Genomic DNA, 19,502 nt, shown 5'->3' with positions numbered 1-19,502 from the left:
TTTAGATATTATTAATCCTTAAATAAATTAATTAATACTACCTAAATCTCTATAAATATTAATCAAAATAAAAAAGCGCTAACTAAGATTAATTTTTCTTAGTTAGCGTTTCTTTAAACTTGAAATAGAAATAATAATAAATCTAAAGCATTCCAAATGCTAGTACTAAGGCACCAAATACTATTGATACCATAGACATAAGCTTAATTAATATATTTATTGATGGTCCTGTAGTGTCTTTAAATGGATCACCTACTGTATCTCCTACCACAGCAGCTTTATGACAATCTGATCCTTTACCACCTAAAACTCCTGATTCTATATATTTTTTTGCATTATCCCATGCTCCACCTGAATTTGACATCATTATTGCAACTGCAAAACCAGTAACTGTGGAACCTGCTAATAATCCTGCAACACCATTTGGTCCTAATAATAATCCAACTACAAGAGGTGTAACGATAGCTATTATAGCTATTGTTACAAGTTCTTTTTGAGCTGATTTTGTACAAATATCAACGCAAGAAGCATAATCCGGTTCTGATTTTCCATCCATAAGCCCAGGTATTTCTTTAAATTGTCTTCTTACTTCTACTACTATTTTAGAAGCGGCTCGACCAACCGCATCCATTGTCTTTGAAGAAAATAAAAATGTAACCATTCCTCCAATAAATAATCCTATAAGAACTTGGGGATTTAATATAGATAAATTAAATTCAAAGTTATAAGCTCCACTTTTCACCATGTTTTCAATAGAGTCCTTATATGCTGCTATAAATGCAAGGGCAGTAAGAGCTGCTGAGCCTATAGCAAAACCTTTTCCTGTTGCTGCTGTTGTATTTCCTAGTGAATCTAATGCATCTGTCCTTCTTCTAACCTCAGGGGCTTGATTTGACATTTCAGCAATTCCTCCTGCATTATCTGCAATTGGACCATAGGCATCAGTTGCTAGAGTTATTCCTAAGGTCGATAACATACCTACTGCTGAAATGGCTATACCATATAACCCCAAGTTAAAATCATTTGATCCACCTGACAATTTGAAGCTTATTAAAACTGATATAGAAACTATAATTACTGGAATTGCAGTTGATATCATTCCTAATGATAATCCACCTATTATAGTAGTTGCTGGTCCAGTTTTAGTCATATCAGCTAATTTTTTTGTTGGGCTATAGTTATCCGAAGTATAGTATTCTGTAAAAAATCCTATTAATATTCCAGCTATAAGACCTGATAGTATACTAAAATAAATTCCTATATTTTCAGATCCTAATACAGTTTTAACTATAAAAAATGATCCTACAGCTACAATAATTGATGATATATACACACCTCTTCTTAAAGCACTTAAAAGATTCTTCTGAGTTGCATCTTCTTTTGCCTTAACAAAAAATGTAGAAAAAATAGATGCTAATACGCCTAAAGTTGCAACTAATAAAGGAACCGCTACCCCCTTGGTGGATAAACCTGCCGCTACTGCTAAAGCACATGATGAAACTAGTGAACCTACATAAGATTCATATAAATCTGCTCCCATACCAGCAACATCACCTACATTATCACCTACATTATCTGCTATTACTGCTGGATTTCTTGGATCGTCCTCAGGAATTCCTATTTCAACTTTTCCAACTAAATCAGCTCCAACATCAGCTGCCTTAGTAAATATTCCTCCACCAACTCTTGCAAATAGAGCCATAGAAGAAGCTCCAATACCAAATGTTAGTATATTTGTTGTAATTTGAACTACACGTTCTGCTTCAACTAAATCTCTATAATACCAATCCAAGAAAAAATAACCAACGCCTATATAAAGTAATCCTAGAGAAACAACTACTATTCCAATTACAGACCCACTTTTGAAAGCAATCTTCAATGCTCCATTTAAACTTTTTTTAGCTGCAGTAGTTGTCCTTGCATTTGCATTTGTTGCAACCTTCATTCCAATAAATCCACTAAGTCCTGATAAAAATCCTCCAATAACAAAAGAAAAAGGTACAAATATTGATACATAATCAAAAAGGCTCAAAACTAAAAAGATAATAAACATTAATATAAAGAATATAGCTACCCCTTTATATTGCCTTGTCAGATATGCATTAGCTCCCTTTCTAATTTTAATTGATATGCTTTTTACCTTTCCTTCTCCTTCATCTTCTTTTAGTATTGTGTATGCTTGATAAGCTGCAAAGATTAAACCTAAGACAGATCCAAGTAAAACTAAGAAAATGAAATTCATTATAATTCCTCCTATTTTATTAATATAGATATATTAACTTCACTTTATTATACGTTTCAAACTTCTGGAAAATACTCAAATTAAATATAAATTTGATATAAATATTATCCTTATTATCATTTATATTAATAAAAAAGCTAATATATAAATTTTCCTCCTCAACCACTTTTCTCAAGATTGATACAACATTGTATAATTCTATACTTCCATACATAAAAAAATAGGTATGATTATTTTTACAAATCATACCTATCTATATATTTTATATTTTGTCTCTATCTTTTATAGTTTACCTATATATTTTATACTTAAGAAATTTATATTTTGATATTTTACACATATATTGAATTTTTTATTTCTTCAATGAATGTTCTATTATCATATCTATAAATTCAGAATAGCTTATTCCTTTTTCTCCTGCACTTTGAGGGAAAAGACTAGTTGCTGTCATTCCTGGTAAAGTATTAACTTCTAGTACATATGGAACTCCTTCTTCTGTAATTATCATATCAATTCTAGAATATACAGAACATTTTAACGCTTTATATGTGCTAAGTGCCATCTTTTCTACTTCAGTGTGAATATCTTTTTCTAAGTTTATTGCGTAATGCTCAGCTCCATTAGCAGAATACTTTTGCTCATAATCATAGAAATCAGTTTTAGCCTTTATAGCAAGTACTGGGAACATTTCATTTTCAAATACAGGACAAGTTATTTCATCACCTTTTATAAATTCTTCGATCATAACTTCATTGTCCCACTTTAAACCTTCTATAACTGCATTTTCAACATCTTCTTTTTTTGTTATTTTAAATGTTGCAACACTTGATCCTCCATTAGTTGGCTTTATAAATACTGGATATCCCATTTCTTCTATTGCAGCATAATCAATTTCTTCTACTGATCTAACATTTAACCATCTTGCAGTTCTTATTCCATTTGCTTTTAAGATAGTTTTTGTTAAATCCTTATCCATGCATAATGAACTGCTTAATGTATTACAACCTGAATATGGTATTCCTAAAGTTTCTAATACTGCTTGAACTGTACCATCTTCTCCAAACTTTCCATGTAAGGCTAATAATGCAAAATCTATATCTTTTACCTTTTCTATTACATCTTCCTTTTTATCTATAACAACTGGAATAACTTCATACTTTTCCTTGTTTATATGTTGCATAATAGAGTTACCACTATTTAATGATACTTCTCTTTCTGAAGATATTCCACCCATTAAAACTCCAACTCTCATAACAAGTCCTCCATTTTACTATAAAATTTACTGATTTAAATCTTTAATTATTATATCACTATACAGTCTATGATTAAAGTAATAATAGTAAACTAAAAATAAAAATTCCATTCCATTGCTTACGAATAGTAATTCTATCATAGTAGACTATAAGTATCCTCCTCCTAATAGAATTATATTAAAATTCAAAGTTACTATAACCACCTAAAGCATAAAAGAGATGTAAAACAACTAAATTTTACATCTCTTTTATTATTACTTTTATTATTAATTGAATGATTATTGTTCTAAATATATTTATGTAGAAACTTTATAATTATTTTCATAAATTTATTTTTTGATTCTTTTTAATTTAAAACTCAATTTAGCTTCATAACTATTCTTACTTACTTTTTTTTGAGTCTTTCTTTTTAATTTCTTTTTTCTTAACTTCTTTATAATACTTACATTGTTTTGTTAAGTTACAAATCTCACATTTTGGATTTCTAGCAATACAACATCTTCTTCCATGGAAAATTAATAAATGATGGGCTAAACTCCATTCTTTTTTAGGAAGTTCTTTTTGTAGTTGCTTTTCTACTTCTAATACATTATCAGAATCAGCAAGTCCTAATCTATTTGAAACTCTAAATACATGAGTATCAACAGCTATGGATGGAACTCCAAAAGCATTTGATAATACTACATTTGCAGTTTTTCTACCTGCTCCTGCCAATGAAGTTATTCCTTCCATAGTATTTGGCACTTCTCCATTAAACTTTTCTTTAAGCTGATTACACATCATTATTAGATTTTTTGCTTTACTTCTATATAATCCAATTTGTTTTATTCTTTCTTCTAGTTCCTCCACTGTAAGAGTTAAAAAAGCATCTAAATCTGGATAATCCCTAAACAAAGTTTCAGTTACTTCATTTACTTTTTTATCAGTTGTTTGAGCTGAAAGTATAGTAGCAACTAAAAGTTGAAATGCAGATTCATGATTTAATTCACACTTTGCATCTGGATAATCATCCTTTAATGTTTCTAATATTACTTTTGTTCTTTGCTTCATAAAATCACCTATTTATATATCCCTCTATATTTTTCAGGTAGCAAGTTTGCAATAGACTTCATTATATATATCATGGATCTTTCATCAAATTCGTGCTTATCTTCATCTTTTTCTTTTACAGGTAATGTTATAGGGTCTCCAATTTTAATACTTACATCCGCATAATTAAATTTTTCTCCACCCATATCACCATCTTTATTTATAGGCAAAAGAATTTCAGTTCCATGCATACCAATTGGTATAATTTGAGCCTTTGTCATTCTTGCTATTAATAGTATTCCTTTTTTTCCTTCAATCATAGATCCAGTTCTACTTCTTGTTCCTTCTGGGAAAATAACTAAATTTTCTCCGCCTCTAACAAGCTTAACTATCTTTGTAATAGCCTCTTTATCTGCTGAGTTAGGTTTAATACCCACATTCTTAATCATAGCCGTTCCTAGTCTAGTTACAGGATCATTTGAAAGTTTTACTCCTGCAACAAATGTTGGATCATACTTTTCTCTAAGTACTTTATCCAATATTAAACCATCAGCATTACTCAAATGATTACATATAAATATTTTAGGACCATTTGCCTTTTCAATATTTTCAAATCCCTCTATTTTAATATTTGCATATTTTTTAAAATATTTGTTTACAATAACTTTTGTTATCTTCACTACTACTGATTCTGGTAATATGTTTATTACCTTTACTAATGTTGGTGATAACATTAATCTCCCTCACTTCCTATTGTTATATGTAATATTATATTTTATTACTATTTAAAAGTCTATCAACATAATCTTTTAAATAGGGAGAATCAGTTTTTATATCACTTATATCCCCATTATTATGCCTAATTTTAATTAAAGCATTCCTTTTCAAAACATTTTTTCCTCTCCATCCACAAGATGTATTTAGAAATGTTTCTTTAAATTCTCTAGTATTTATACTAGCTAACTCAACTGCATTTTCCTTATTCATAAACTCAAAAGGATAAAAATCACTTATATTTGAAAAACCTTTATCTTCATTATAAGGACAACAGTTTTGACAACTATCACAACCAAAAACTCTTCCCTTTAATAATTTTATATGCTTATCTTCTAAATCCTTTTTTTGAGTAAAATATGAAACGCATATATTGCTATTTTTCTTATAAGCATTTATAGACTTACTAGGACAGCTTTTGTAGCAGTTAGCACATTCTCCACATTCTTTAAAAAGAGAAATTTCATTAAAATTTCTTTCATCATCACAATTTATTTCTAAATCAGTTATTATTTCTCCTAAAAATACATAAGAACCATACTTTTCAGTAATAATCATATTGTTCTTACCTATAAATCCAACCCCTGCTAAATATGCTATATATCTTTCTGGTAAAAAGTTGCTATCAACAAATGAACTTGCTTTTCCACCAAGCACCCCTATGTATTCACATATTTTACTTAAATATGACTTTACTACTTTATGATAATCTTTTCCTCTTGTATAAACTGAAAAGCCATTATCAACATAATTTATATCATGAAGATAAGGGAAAGCTATTGATATAATAGTTTTCCCTTCATTCATATAATTAAAAGGATTTATCCTCTTTTCAATATCTTTTTCTTCAAACTCATTTTCAAGACCTTGTTTTCTTCTTTCATAAAAGAAATCCTTAAGTTCTGTAAACTCCCTACATCTTATAAATCCTAAAGTATCTAGTCCTAATGAGTTACAATAATTAATTATATCTTCTTTTATCATAACTAACCTCTATATAAGTAACATTATATATTACTTCTATATAAGTAATATATAATGTTACTTATATATTACTTATATGAAATATTAATTATACTCTCTTTTTTATAATCTACTTTATTTATATAATATCTAACTCCTTCGATAATTAAATTATCTCCTGTAGTCAGTATCACCTATAATAATTAATCTCTATATAACAATAACATTCTATATAATCATGTTATTATATATTGTCTTTTTATTTCCATCTTCATCTACTACTTCAATTATATCATTAATATTTTTAATTATATTTCTTCCTGCGCAACCAACAACAGTGGCTTTTTCAGGAACTTCCTTTAAAACTACAGTATTTGCTCCAACTCTAGATCCCTTTTTCAAAGTTATTGGACCTAGTACCTTTGCTCCAGCCCCAATTATTACATCATCTTCTACAGTTGGATGTCTCTTACCTTTTTCTTTTCCAGTACCACCTAAAGTTACTCCATGATATATTGTAACATTGTTTCCTATTTCACTTGTTTCCCCAATTACTACTCCCATCCCATGATCTATAAATAAGCCTTTTCCAATTATAGCTCCTGGATGGATTTCTATTCCAGTAAAAAATCTAGCTAATTGCGATAATAGTCTAGCAAAAAAAAATCTTTTATGCTTATATAAAAAATGTGCAATTCTATATGCAATTAAAGCATGAATACATGGATATAATAAAAGTACTTCTACCTTACTTCTTGCAGCTGGGTCTTTTTCTAATATATTATTTATGTCATATCTTAAATTTTTAAACACAGCTATTTTCCTCCCTTTGTTAAAATTACTTATTACTAATTTTAATCGTAAATCCCCATAGATATATATTTTTCTCCACCATCAGGTGCTATCACTAAGACTTTTTTACCCTTTCCAAGTCTTTTAGCTTCTTGAAGTGCTACAAATATAGCCGCTCCTGATGATATGCCTAGTAATATTCCTTCTTTTTCTGCAAACTCTTTTGTCATCTTAAATGCATCTTCATCTGAAACCTTTATTACTTCATCTATACATTTAGGATTATATATTTCTGGTATAAATCCTGAGCCTAGTCCTTGTATGTTATGGGCCCCTGCTCTTCCTCCACTTAATACTGGTGATTTAAGTGGCTCTACTGCAATAACTTTAATTTTTTTCATCTTCTCTTTTAGTTTATTTCCTACTCCTGTAACAGTTCCACCAGTTCCTACCCCTGCAACAAATGCATCTAACTCATTTATCTCTAAACAAATTTCTTCTGCTGTAGTTTCATAGTGTTTTGTTGAATTTGCTAAATTTTCAAATTGTTGAGGCATAAAATAATTATCTTTCTTTGCAAGCTCTTTTGCCTTTTCTATTGCCCCATTCATTCCTTCTGCTCCATCAGTTAATATAAGTTCTGCTCCATAAGCTTTTATTAAATCTCTTCTTTCTTTGCTCATGCTATCTGGCATTACAATTATAACTTTATATCCTTTTATCCTTCCAATCATAGCTAAAGCTATGCCTGTATTTCCACTTGTTGGCTCTACAATTACTGAATCTTCTTTTAATAATCCCTCTTTTTCAGCCTTTTCAATCATTCCTAAAGCTGCTCTATCTTTGACACTTCCACCTGGATTATATTTTTCTAATTTAACATAAACTTCTGCACTATCCTCATCAACTAGTTTATTCAATTTTAGTATAGGTGTTCTTCCCACTAAATCTAATACGCTATTATATATCATATTTTCCTCCTGTTATTTAAACCAATAATCAAACTATATATTTAATTCACTATATAGTTTATTCTAATATATTAATCTATAATTTATTATAAATTAAAAACTTCGTCTCTAAATAATATAGAGACGAAGTTAGCTCCGTGGTTCCACTCTAATTAGACTAATAAATTAATCTCACTCATAAATGCAAATTAGTGCATTATCATTATAACGGATGATACCGGAAAGTTCTACTTATTTCAAACCTCAACTCCAAAGTGCACTTCATATAAATTGTAGGTAAAAAGATCTCATCCTTCTTTTCTCTCTGTAACCTTCCTCTATACTACTCTTCTTTTTCATAGTCTTTAATTCTGAGTATTTTAGTAAGTTTTATATTTTCATTATATTCTTAAAGCTTTAATTGTCAACCCACTATAATCTTTCTATTTTATCTTTTTCTTCCAAACTGGATATAAAATTTCATCTATTAAATCATGAGTGTTGACAGCTCCTATTAATTTATCTTCTTCATCAATTACTGGTATAGCTAATAAATCATATTTAGCTGCAATTTCTATTGCTTCATCTATATTAACATCATGCCTAATTACATTAATATTTTCATTCATTATATCTTTAACTTTAACATTTGGTTTATTTAATATTAAATCTATTTGACTTATATCTCCTAGTATTCTATCTTCTTCATCTGTAATATAAATCCTATAAAGCTCATCTTCTTCAAGTTCTTCCATTTCCCTTAATATATCAATTATTTCACCAACAGTTATATCTAAGTTAAACGAAATAAAATCTGTACTCATTATACTACCAACAGCTTCATCTTCATAGCTTAATAATTCCTTAACTTCATCTGCATCTTCTTTTTCTAAATTTACTAGGATCTTTTCTCTTTCCTCATCATCTAGTTCATCTAGAATATCTGCAATTTCATCATTTGGCATATTTTCTAGAAGTTCAGCTGCTTTTGTTTCACTTAAGTCTTTTATAATACTTCCCTTATATTCAGGTTCAATTTCTTCTAATGTATCTGCTGCTAAATCTTCATCTAGTGATTCAAAAATTTGCTTTCTTGAGCTTGCATCTAAGTTTTCTAATATATCTGCTAAATCTGCTGGATGAAGAGTTGAAAGCTTTTTATATGGTACTGCTATTTTCAAATTATTATCTACCATTTCTAGTGACTCAACATCATCCCACATTAAAACCCTATCTTCATAGTCTTTTCTAAGCATCTTATAAATAAAGCTACCAAACTTTGCACAATTCGCTCTTCTAAATCTTGCCATAGGACCAGTTTCAACAGCTATTACCCTATATTCTCCTGCAATTTCAGCTATTCTTAAATCATCAACCCTAACTACTTGCTTGCCATTAATATCTACTATTTTTTTATCTAGTAAATGTTCTGATAAAAGGTAAGAATATGTTCTTGGGAGTATTTCTTTACTGCCTCTTGTAACTATTTTTATCCTATTGTCTTGTTGATAAAAATTAATACTCCTAAACTCATAGTGAAAAGTATATCCATCTCTTTTGACTTTATAGCCAATTACCCTTGGATATCCATCCTCAGTAGTTACATAAATATCTTTAAGTTCTCCAAGGCTTTCATCAAACTCGTCATACATCTTTCTTCCTAAGATATTTGTATATAGAAATACTGATAGTTTCTTCATATCTTTTCCTCCTCACTTTTAGAGGAGTAGACAATGAATTAACTATAACAAGATTAATTTATAATGAAGTCCATCTCCTCTAAAACTTTAATATTCAATTTTGATAAGTTACTACTCTGAGGGACACCCTCCATTTTAAATTCACCCCTTATTTATTTAGAATAAATATTATTTTATTTTATTATACATATAATCTCCAATACTATATTATATTAAAATACCCCAAAAAGGCAACCTTTTTAAGAATGTAAAATATAAAATGAATAGTTAAAAATTATCTGTATTTTCATTCTTTAAATTTAAAATTCAAATAAAAAAAACTGATGACACTTTGCCATCAGCATAAAAAAGGAGTTGTTACATAACTTCTGCAACAACTCCTTTACTTTATTAACTATTTATTTAAATGTAAATATAGATTTAAGTAAACAAAATAATATTAATACTTCACCAATTATTGGATAAGGATATATACTTACCCCTCCTAATAACAAAATATATTCTACTATATATAAAAATAAACTTACTAGCAGCAGTCTCATACCAACTTTATTACAAAATGGCTTATCCAAATTAATTAATATAAACACTGCTAAAGAAGCTAATATAATTAAATATATTAAAATTGGTATCATTCCATTTTCTAAAGAAATAATAAATCCAAAATTATTAGTTATACTTATACTAAATTTATATGTATATACTAATACAACATATAGTAAACCTAAGATTATCATAAAAATATAATTTCTATTAAACTTTAACTTTTCATTTCTTAAAAAAATATACAAAGCTGAAAGTATAATTAAAGGAATACTAAAGTAATTAAGCAGGACATAGTATTTCAAAAAATATATTATTCCTTGCTTTTCTATGATTACTCCACATAATAAAACTAAGCATCTTAATATTAATGGCATTAATGAGATACTTACAAATAATTTAATCTTTTTTGGTGATAAATCTATATTCTTTTTTTCTAGATATAAAATAAATGTAATTATAAATAACAAAAGACATAAATAGCTAAACTCTAACAATTGTTACTCCTACCTTTTTATATTACTGCTACTTATAATTATTAAAAAAAATTTCATTTTATTCTAGTTTTATGCTATTTTACACCTAAAATTTTTAATCCACCTTTTATACATTTTATATGAAGTGGAAACTCTGGCCCTTTTTCTCCATCAATATCTGTTCCGATATCTTCGTGAGATTCAATATATAAATTATTTGTTTTAAAATAAATAACATTATCTGAATCTAAATGCTCACCTTTTAGTACTTTCACAAATAGAGGTATTAATTCTATTATTGGTATGGCCTTAAATATTATAACATCAAGCTGTCCATCTGTTGCATCTGCTCTTGTAGCTAATTTAAAATTACCTGCTGTTTGACCATTAAATACTAACATGAAGTACATTTTCCCCTCATATTCCATTTCATCTGATTTGATTTTTATATCAAGCTTTCTAAAGTTCGGTAATTCTTCTAGTCCCTTCAAATAATATGCAAGTTTACCTATTGTATTTTTTAAATTTACATCTGTTTTTTGTGAAACATCTGTAAATAAGCCTGTACTTGCTACATTTACAAAATACTTATCGTTTATACTTCCTAAATCTACTGCTGTAACTTCAGAAGATAATATTTGTCTGCATGCTTTTGAAACATCTGAAGGCATTCCTAAAAATTTACCAAAATCGTTAGCTGTTCCAACTGGCAATATTCCTATTGGAACTGAAACACCGCACTTAGTCATTGCATTGACTACATTGTCTATTGTTCCATCTCCACCAGCGATTAAAACGTAATAGTAGTTATTTTCCTTAAAATCATTAAAAGCATTTATAACATCCACTTCTTTATCTATTCTATATGGGACAATCGTGTATCCTGCTTCTTGGTGTATTTTTATAACCTTATCTAGCTGATCTAATATTAGGTTTTCTCCTGAGTATGGGTTATAAATAAATTTTACCTTTTTCACATTACCCCTCCTAGGTTAATTTTATATTATATTCCAATTATAAAAACTCTATAATTCCATACAATAAGTATATATAGTATATTACTATATTTTACATATAAATCAAATTAAATATTAGCCGGATTTCTTAATTTTATCTTAATAATTAAATTAATCTTTAAATATCTTATATTTAATAGAAATCTATGATATAATATTGCATTGATAATAAAGCATAAAAGAAATAAAAATCGTTATGTTTTAAAAACCAGGAGTGATTTTATGAAAAAAAGTTGTATTCCAAATGTTTTTACATTTATTAATTTATCATGTGGCATAATATCTATTTTATACACTTTTGAAAAAAATTATTTATTTGCCTGCTTCTTTATAATAATAGCAGCACTTGTAGATAGATATGACGGAAGAGTAGCAAGATGGTTAAATGTTTCTAGTGAACTAGGAAAAGAGTTAGATTCACTAGCTGATTTAGTTTCCTTCGGAGTTGCACCATCTATACTTACATTCTTAATGTATGATTTAGCAAAAGTAGGACCAGCTGGAATAATAGGTACTGCTGTATTATTAGCTTTCCCTATATGTGGAGCTTACAGATTGGCTAGGTATAATACTTCCACATTTGATGGAGTTTTTACTGGAATTCCTATAACTATTGCAGGAAGTTTTATGGCTGTTTTTGTATTTTTTACACTAAACCATAGATTAACTCCATGGATTCCAATTATACTTTTAATGGTAGGTTCTTATCTTATGGTAAGTACATTTAAATTAAAGAAACTTTAGTCACAAAGATAGTAAAAACAAAAAAGCTATTTCAATTAATATTGGAATAGCTTTACTTTTTTACTCTTCATCTTCTCTTTCTGAATTATCAAAATCTAATTCATAATCTATTTCTGTTAATATATTATCTTTATTTGTTTTTTCATCTATATATTGTTTCTTTATCTTACAATACTTTGTATATGAACCACTACATTCCTCTAGTGTTTTTATTATTTCATCTATTATATCACCTAGCTCATCTGCTCTTTCTACAGCATCTTTTACATGACTTTTCTTGGCTTCTGATATATTATTTAATTCATTTGCCCCACCAATTAATAGCCTATAAGAGTTGACCATAGAGCTAAGTAAATTAGTCAAATTATTAATTTCGTTATATTGATTTTTAATTAAATCTCTGTATGGCAATTAACCACCCCGCATTATAATACATCTGATTATAACTTCACGTACCTATTGTAAATCTTCATTACCTTCTATAATTTTATTTTCTTCTTCAACATTATTTTCTGCCTCAATATTATTATCTTCTTCAGCTTTGTTTTCAGTGATTGTTGTATCTCTTTCTTCTATATTGATATTTTTTTCTTCAATTTCACTTTCTTTTATAAAATTGTTATTTCCAATTTCATTTTCACTTTCTTTTATAAGGTTATTATCTACTATGAAATTATTATTTTCTATGAACTTAGTATCAATAGATTCATTATCTATTAACCTATTCTTCTTTATTACTCTTACAAATTGATTTTCTTCTATAAATCGACTATTTTGTATTTCTTGAACAAATTCATTATCTATAGTATTATACATATCTGAATCATGAGCAAAGCTCTCTTTTAATTCTTTATCATTTTTGCAAAATTCTTCTTTATTTATTAATTTACAATTCAAATTTTTTATCTGCTCTTTTAATATGTCCTTTGCATCATTAACTACTTCATTAATTGTTTTTTCAATAGAATCATAGTTCAAATTTTTACAATTTAATGATGCTAAATGTTGATTGTAGATATCTTCAATTTTTCCTATATAATAGTCTATCATTCCATCTATATCTGACTTTGATAAAGGTCTTCTTATATTTGAAATAACATTTTTATAGTTATTATATAATTCTCTAAACTTTCTAACGTATGAATTAAGTAATTTCAAACGCTCTCTTTCACTCATATCAAGACAGCCTGCTTCTCTGAGTTCTTCCATATATCTCATGAATCCTTTTATATAATTTGCAATTTGTTCTTCTATGATTTCTTCCTCTATATTTTTTAATTCACTTTTTAGAACTTCTTCGATTTCTCCTCTAGAATTTCTAGATATACTATATTCTATATCAGCTAACTTTGCTCTACTATTTGGGACACTAAAATCACTTGTCTTTCTTTCTGTATCATATTCCATTGAATCTGTTTCGAAATTATATCTAAACTCTTCACTAAATAATACTGGTACAAAAAACTCCTTAGGTATTGATATAAACATAACTTACCTCCTTAAACATTTGTAATTTTACAATATGGTTTAAAGTAAGCTCTTGGATATTTGCATAAAGGACAAACTAAAGGTGCTTCCTCACCTTCATGAATATATCCACAATTCATACATACCCATAATGAGCCTTTTGGACCTCTAAACATAGTTCCGTCTTCAAGCTTATCATAAAGTGCTTTAAATCTTTTAGCATGATTTTCTTCTGTTTCAGCTAATTCTTTATAAAAATCTGCTATTTCATTAAACCCCTCACTTCTTGCATCTTCCTCAAACTTTTTATATGAATTTTCATATTCATCTGATTCACCTAAAATACAATCTAATAGATTATCTTTAGTGCAACCTATCCTTTTCAAAAATGTTCCAAATACTTCTCTTGCATGAGCTAATTCATTTCCTGAAGTTTCATCAAATATTTCCCCAACCCATTGATATCCATCTAATCTTGCTTTTTCAGCATATAAGGTATATTTAGTTCTTGCTCTAGATTCTCCAGCAAAGGTCTTGTAAAGATTTTGTTCTGTTTTACTTCCCTTAAACTCCATTATAATCTCCTAAAAATTTATACACTTATACATTATGCATTTAATTATTTAAATGTGAACTTAAGTTATAAATTGCAAATATAAAGGCGAAGATAAATAAAATATGTGGTAAATTCATATCTTCTATCTTCGCTCTTTCTTTATTTTAAATATAACTATTTTAGCTAATTAATAAAAATCTTTCTATCTTCATTGCAAATTATTTCTATTTGCTTACCTTCTTTAGTTTTTGTTATTAAAGTTACCTTGCGCCCCCAAAGATCTTGAACATATTTTAGAGTTTCTTTAGCATATGACATTTCAAGTTCTCTTCCATCGAAGAAATGCTCTAATGTTAAAGTTAAGTCTCTTCTATTTAAATTAGTTACTCTAATGTATGGAATTGATGCAACTCCACAAGTATCTGCAAGATAATCTCTTATTTCTTTCCAGCCTATTTCATCTGGAACCTCTTCAACTACATATTCAAAGCTCTTTTTAGCATACTGAAATAAGTTTAGTTCTTCACATAATTCTCTTGTTAGATATCTTCTTAAGAAAGAGCTATCTCTTTCTGTTTTTCTAACTTCGAATATTTTTTCTCTACCAAATCTTTTTTCAATATCTTGAAAAACCTTAAACCCTAAATAATATGGATTAAGTCCGCCAACTATAGGTGCTACAACATCATTGTGTCTTTTTAAGAATTCAAAATGTAGTCCATCATCTAGATCTAATTCTTTCAATATATTATAATGCCAAAAACTTGCCCAACCTTCATTCATTATTTTGGTTTCAATTTGAGGCATAAAATATTGAGTTTCTCTCTTTACTATTCTTAATATATTCTTTTCCCATTCTTCTAAAGCACTATATTTTATTATAAAACCTAAAACATCATCACAAGGCTCTACTGGTATCTTTGATACATCTGGAAATGGTATTTCATCATTTTCATCTAAAATACCTCTATTTTCTTTTTTAGAATAGTAATCAGCAATTAAACTTTCTTTTATTTCATCGCCACTTAATTCTTTTACCCCAACTACTCTAGGTATTTGATATCTAATTGCATGTGCTGCATTCAGTATTTTTTCAACCCTTTCGTAGCCTATACTTGGATCATTTATATATCCTCTAACTATCTCCGCATCTAGCTTAAACATTTCTAATGCACCTTTAGCATTAGTTCCTTCTACAAACATTCTATTATTTGCAAAGAAATCATTATGACCATATACATGAGCCATAGTTAATATTTGTAAAAGTAGTGTATTTTCTCTCATTAAATATGCAAGACAAGGATTTGTATTTATTACCATTTCATATGGTAATCCAGTCATATTTAATGAATACAATGTTTTATTTTTATCATATGCTTTACCATAACTCCAGTGAGGGTATTTAGAAGGCATACCAACATATGCCTCATACCCCAACATTTCATTAAAGCCTATTATTTCAAATTCTTGCGGATAAAAGTTAAGTCCTACTTCTCTTGCTTTTTTTTCTATAATTTCATTCCACTTCTCTAAAGTGCTAACATCGTATTCCATAATTATTCCTCCCTGAGCTCTTTAGATAACATGACTTTCAATGCATCCCATAAATCCTTCTTTTCCTTAACAATTACAGAAACGAAATTTTTACAACTTATCTCTTTATTGAATCTATAATACATTGTTGTTGAATAAGTGGATGGTAATAATTCTGCATATCCAAACATATTGCTTATTTTGCATAATTCCTTTACAGATTTCATTGCCCTTTCATTATCTTCGCTCCAGTTGTCTCCGTCACTAGCATATATAGGATAGATATTCCACATTTCTGGTGGATACTTTTCCTTAATTAAATCTAAAGCTGTATTAAGTCCACTTGAAATGTAAGTTCCACCTGATTCTGCTTTATGGAAGAATTCAAACTCATTTACCCTCTTTGCAGTAGTAGTATGAGATATAAATTCAAAAGCTATATTATTATATTTTCTTTTTATGAATCTAGATAAAACAAAGAACAATGATCTAGCCAAATATTTTTTGCTACTATCCATAGACCCTGATACGTCCATGATAAATAGCATTACTGCATTACTTTCTTTTTTAGGTTTCTTCTTAACTCTATAATATCTAAGGTCTTCTTCTCTAAAAGGAAATCTTTCTATATCATTATCTAAACCTACTTCTTGTAATGCTCTCTTTTTGCCTTGTTTTCTTTGTAGTTTTGCTACAACTGTCTTTTTCTTTGCAAGTCTTGGATTTATTCCATATCTTTGATAACCACGCTTTCTGCCTGCACTTTCTGTTATTATTTCAGAGTATTTCTTTCTATCCAAATGAGGTAATTCTAGATCCTCAATGATATAATCCATAAGCTCTTCCATGGTTATTTCTGTTTCGTAAATATCATCTCCTGGAGAGTTACCAGCACCTTGATTTCCACTTTTTCCTGATTTAGGGCTTCCATCAGATATTTTATCTCCTCTTCTTTCTTCCCCAACTCCAGTGGCAACCCCTTTATTATTTCTTCCAAATACAAATTGATATTCTTTTATTCCTCTAATTGGAATCTTAAACTTTTTATTTTTACTTTCTCCAATTATACTTTCTTCTGAAAGAATATCCCCCAAATTTTCTTTTATAGATTTTTCAACTAATTGTCTATGTCTTCTTCTATCTTCTATTGATCTATCATGCTCTAATGGATTATCTGCATTGTCTCTAAAGATTGCCATTGTTATCAATCCTTCCACAAGTTGTTTGCAGCATATTTTAATATTACATCACAGCAATGTAAGCAATATCCATTATTTTGCATTTCTTCAACCATAGAATTGTATTTTTCAGCTTGTTCTGTATCTCTAACTCTAGATTTAGTTATAATTCTTGAAAGATCCTTAACAGATGCCATAAGTTTCTTTTCAATAGCTTCTTTTAAAGGCTCATATGAAGTATAATCTATCTTGCTTCCATTTCTAACTAAGTAGAACATGTATGAAGTAACATCTGCTCTAAAGCCTTTGCATGAGTTTTCTGAAACTCCAATTTGTTCTTCTATACTTCTCATAAAGTCTTCATCTGGATTTAACTCTTCTCCAGTTGATGTATCCTTAATCTTAGTCTTATTAACAAATGCTTCAGCATTATCTATATAATTATCAAATAAGCTTTCAGCTTGTTCTCTAAAGGAATGAATAAATGCCTTTGTAATTTCTTTTTCAAGAATCTTATTATATTCTTTTCTAATTGTATCTTGTACAAATCCAAGATATTTCTTCTTATCTTCAGCTGCTATATCCATTTCCTTAACTGATTTTATAATACTTTCCATTATACTTAATGGATTGATGCAGTTATATTCTGAACTTGAAAGGGCATTATCAATTGCCTTAATTATAAATCTAGTACTTATACCCTTCATACCTTCATATGAACCTGCTTCTTCTCTTAATTCATTTATATCAATTCTCTTAGTACTTCCCTTTTCAACTATTTCTTCACCATTGTAGATCTTAAGTTTTGTTATAGGATCTACCTTTGCTGATGGAGTTAATCTTGAAAGGATGGCAAACATAGCTGCAACTTCTATTGTATGAGGAGCTATGTGAGCATTAAAGTTACTCTTTTTTAAAATCTTTTCATATATTTTTACTTCTTCATCAAGCTCTAAGCAATATGGAACTTCTATTTTTACAATTCTATCTAGGATAGCTTCGTTTGTATGATCTGATTTAAACTTGTTCCATTCAGCTTCATTTGAGTGAGCTATTATAAGTCCATCAAAGTAAATCATAGATCCCTTACCTGGTGATGGAATTGATTTTTCTTGTGTTGCTGTGATTATTGTATGAAGATATTCAACGTCATTTTTGAATACTTCTATAAATTCAACTAATCCTCTATTACCAACGTTAAATGCTCCGTTTAAAGAGAATATTCTTGGGTCATCTTCTGGATACATATCCATTTTTGAAATATCTATTGATCCAGTTAAAATTGAAGTATCTTGGTTATTTGGATCTACTGGTGGAACAACACCAATTCCCTTTCTTGATCTAATAGAGAATCCTTTTGTTTCAACTGGGAACTTTTCATATTCTCCATTAAATTCATTCATAAGTCTATACTTACAAACTGGACATAAGTCTCCTTCTATTTTTACACCTAATAATTCTTCAAATTTTGGTCTTAAATGTTTAGGTATTAAATGTAGAGGTTCTTCATGCATCGGACAACCTTTTATAGTATAAATAGGATCACATTCAACAAGCGCTTTTTTCAAAGCTTCTACTAATGATGATTTACCTGCCCCAACTGGACCAACTAAGTATAATACTTGTCTAGCTTCTTCTCCATTCATTGATGCTGAATGGAAGTAATTAATTAACTTCATAATTACCTTGTCAATTCCAAAGAAATCATCCTTAAAGAAACCATACTTTCTTATTGAGTCATTTCCATATATTTTTTTTACCTTAGGGTTTTCTTCGCCCTTTAGTACTTCTACTCCCTTACTAACAACCATATCATAAATTCGCTTATGTGAAAGCTTAGCTATATCTGGGTTTTGTTTTATTATTTCTAAATAATCTAAGAATGTTCCTTCAAATTTTTCTTTGTTTCTACTTTCTCTATCACTTTTTATAAATTCTTCGAAGTTCATTTACTTCCCCCCCTTTTTACTAAAATATATTCACCACTATACTTTATATATGACAAAATATTTTAGATGACCTTTTTATTTGTTTTACCAATTTACTTATTATTTAATCTTACGCATATTAATTCTATGCATGATAATCTTATACATATACATATAAATTTTGAAAAAATAAATATATTTTGATATAAAGAATAATTAATAAAAAACTGATAATAATAAAACTTATATGAATCTTACTCATAAAAGTGAACTAATTTGTATAAATATTTTTATTAAAAAGTAAAATTTGTTAATTTAATATTTATCATCATTGATATATTAATAACAATTATTAATT

The 19,502-nt window shown here is 28.4% G+C and carries 17 protein-coding genes and 1 other annotated feature; of the genes, 1 reads left to right on the top strand and 16 read right to left on the bottom strand.

Annotated features, from left to right (window positions below):
- Positions 1-142: 142 nt before the first annotated feature.
- The 10 genes from I2E83_RS12670 to I2E83_RS12625 all read right to left on the bottom strand — a co-directional run bounded on the left by I2E83_RS12670 (position 143) and on the right by I2E83_RS12625 (position 11,699).
- Complete coding sequence (locus tag I2E83_RS12670) at positions 143-2,242, bottom strand: sodium-translocating pyrophosphatase (RefSeq protein WP_195262817.1); 2,100 nt, start codon at positions 2,240-2,242, stop codon at positions 143-145.
- A gap of 352 nt (positions 2,243-2,594) precedes the next feature.
- On the bottom strand, positions 2,595-3,494 hold the full coding sequence (locus tag I2E83_RS12665) for a D-alanine--D-alanine ligase (RefSeq protein WP_195262816.1): 900 nt from the start codon (positions 3,492-3,494) through the stop codon (positions 2,595-2,597).
- Positions 3,495-3,876: 382 nt separating this feature from the next.
- Positions 3,877-4,545 (bottom strand): endonuclease III, encoded by a 669-nt coding sequence (gene nth / locus I2E83_RS12660; RefSeq protein ID WP_195262815.1) that lies wholly within the window; start codon positions 4,543-4,545, stop codon positions 3,877-3,879.
- Positions 4,546-4,553: 8 nt separating this feature from the next.
- Positions 4,554-5,258 (bottom strand): lysophospholipid acyltransferase family protein, encoded by a 705-nt coding sequence (locus I2E83_RS12655; protein ID WP_195430115.1) that lies wholly within the window; start codon positions 5,256-5,258, stop codon positions 4,554-4,556.
- A 34-nt stretch (positions 5,259-5,292) separates the two neighbouring features.
- Complete coding sequence (gene queG, locus I2E83_RS12650) at positions 5,293-6,282, bottom strand: tRNA epoxyqueuosine(34) reductase QueG (protein WP_195430112.1); 990 nt, start codon at positions 6,280-6,282, stop codon at positions 5,293-5,295.
- Between the two features lie 207 nt (positions 6,283-6,489).
- Positions 6,490-7,074 carry a serine O-acetyltransferase EpsC gene (epsC, locus tag I2E83_RS12645; RefSeq protein ID WP_195430109.1) on the bottom strand — a complete coding sequence of 195 codons (585 nt, stop codon included), beginning with the start codon at positions 7,072-7,074 and terminating at the stop codon, positions 6,490-6,492.
- 41 nt (positions 7,075-7,115) lie between these two features.
- Positions 7,116-8,024, bottom strand: coding sequence for a cysteine synthase A (gene cysK / locus I2E83_RS12640; RefSeq protein ID WP_195430104.1), 909 nt, complete (start codon positions 8,022-8,024; stop codon positions 7,116-7,118).
- 116 nt (positions 8,025-8,140) lie between these two features.
- Positions 8,141-8,372: a binding site (T-box leader), on the bottom strand.
- 74 nt (positions 8,373-8,446) lie between these two features.
- The gene (locus I2E83_RS12635) at positions 8,447-9,703 is read right to left on the bottom strand and encodes a CBS domain-containing protein (RefSeq protein WP_195262810.1); all 1,257 of its coding nucleotides are present in this window, start codon (positions 9,701-9,703) and stop codon (positions 8,447-8,449) included.
- Between the two features lie 398 nt (positions 9,704-10,101).
- Positions 10,102-10,743: a hypothetical protein gene (locus I2E83_RS12630; RefSeq protein ID WP_195262809.1), complete on the bottom strand. Its 642-nt coding sequence runs from the start codon at positions 10,741-10,743 to the stop codon at positions 10,102-10,104.
- Positions 10,744-10,817: 74 nt separating this feature from the next.
- Positions 10,818-11,699 carry a YegS/Rv2252/BmrU family lipid kinase gene (locus tag I2E83_RS12625; RefSeq protein ID WP_195430102.1) on the bottom strand — a complete coding sequence of 294 codons (882 nt, stop codon included), beginning with the start codon at positions 11,697-11,699 and terminating at the stop codon, positions 10,818-10,820.
- A gap of 261 nt (positions 11,700-11,960) precedes the next feature.
- Between I2E83_RS12625 and pssA the strand changes: the two genes are divergently transcribed.
- A complete protein-coding gene (gene pssA / locus I2E83_RS12620; RefSeq protein ID WP_195262807.1) occupies positions 11,961-12,482 on the top strand; it encodes a CDP-diacylglycerol--serine O-phosphatidyltransferase in 522 nt (173 codons plus the stop codon).
- Between the two features lie 60 nt (positions 12,483-12,542).
- Here pssA and I2E83_RS12615 read toward each other — a convergent pair whose 3' ends face one another.
- The 6 genes from I2E83_RS12615 to I2E83_RS12590 form a co-directional block, all read right to left on the bottom strand.
- Positions 12,543-12,893, bottom strand: a complete 351-nt coding sequence (locus I2E83_RS12615) for a hypothetical protein (RefSeq protein ID WP_195262806.1) — start codon at positions 12,891-12,893, stop codon at positions 12,543-12,545.
- Between the two features lie 45 nt (positions 12,894-12,938).
- A complete protein-coding gene (locus tag I2E83_RS12610; RefSeq protein WP_195262805.1) occupies positions 12,939-13,970 on the bottom strand; it encodes a hypothetical protein in 1,032 nt (343 codons plus the stop codon).
- 11 nt (positions 13,971-13,981) lie between these two features.
- Positions 13,982-14,524: a rubrerythrin family protein gene (locus tag I2E83_RS12605; RefSeq protein ID WP_195262804.1), complete on the bottom strand. Its 543-nt coding sequence runs from the start codon at positions 14,522-14,524 to the stop codon at positions 13,982-13,984.
- Positions 14,525-14,688: 164 nt separating this feature from the next.
- Positions 14,689-16,059 (bottom strand): SpoVR family protein, encoded by a 1,371-nt coding sequence (locus I2E83_RS12600; RefSeq protein ID WP_195262803.1) that lies wholly within the window; start codon positions 16,057-16,059, stop codon positions 14,689-14,691.
- A 2-nt stretch (positions 16,060-16,061) separates the two neighbouring features.
- Positions 16,062-17,237 carry a sporulation protein YhbH gene (gene yhbH, locus I2E83_RS12595; RefSeq protein ID WP_195262802.1) on the bottom strand — a complete coding sequence of 392 codons (1,176 nt, stop codon included), beginning with the start codon at positions 17,235-17,237 and terminating at the stop codon, positions 16,062-16,064.
- 5 nt (positions 17,238-17,242) lie between these two features.
- Complete coding sequence (locus tag I2E83_RS12590; protein WP_195262801.1) at positions 17,243-19,165, bottom strand: PrkA family serine protein kinase; 1,923 nt, start codon at positions 19,163-19,165, stop codon at positions 17,243-17,245.
- Positions 19,166-19,502 lie beyond the last annotated feature (337 nt).

The sequence above is a fragment of the Clostridium sp. D46t1_190503_E9 genome (assembly GCF_015555225.1).
In the GTDB taxonomy this organism is placed as follows: domain Bacteria; phylum Bacillota; class Clostridia; order Clostridiales; family Clostridiaceae; genus Clostridium.
This window is presented reverse-complemented; position numbering and strand designations above follow the sequence as displayed.